This window comes from Faecalibacterium sp. DFI.5.82 (genome assembly GCF_029076575.1).
GTDB classification, from domain to species: Bacteria; Bacillota; Clostridia; order Oscillospirales; family Ruminococcaceae; genus Faecalibacterium; species Faecalibacterium duncaniae.
The window spans coordinates 1-357 of record NZ_JARFIS010000163.1; the positions used below are offsets into that span (position 1 = coordinate 1).

General features: G+C 59.7%; 1 protein-coding gene. It reads left to right on the forward strand.

Annotated features, from left to right (window positions below; genetic code table 11):
• Positions 1-22 precede the first annotated feature (22 nt).
• Positions 23-357: peptide deformylase (locus tag P0G09_RS16065; protein ID WP_275253159.1), on the forward strand; the 335-nt coding region annotated here is incomplete at its 3' end.

Below are 357 nucleotides of genomic sequence, written 5' to 3' on the forward strand. Positions count from 1 at the left end.
AACAAATTTTGGAGGTACCATTATGGCTATCCGCAATATCGTAAAAGAGGGCGACCCCATCCTGAACAAGGTCAGCCGCCCCGTGACCAACTTTGACGACCGCCTTGCCACCCTGCTGGATGACATGCGGGAGACTATGATCGCCGCCGACCGCGTGGGTCTGGCAGGCCCTCAGGTGGGTATGCTGCGCCGCGTGTTCGTGGTGTGGGACACCACCGATGCCCCCGAGGAGCTCCCCGAGGATTATGAGTACAAGTTCATCGACTTCGTCAACCCCGAGATCCTGGCTGTTTCTGAGGATGTGGAGACCGCCTACGTGGGCTGCCTGTCCTTCCCCGGTCACAACGGTGCCGTGAC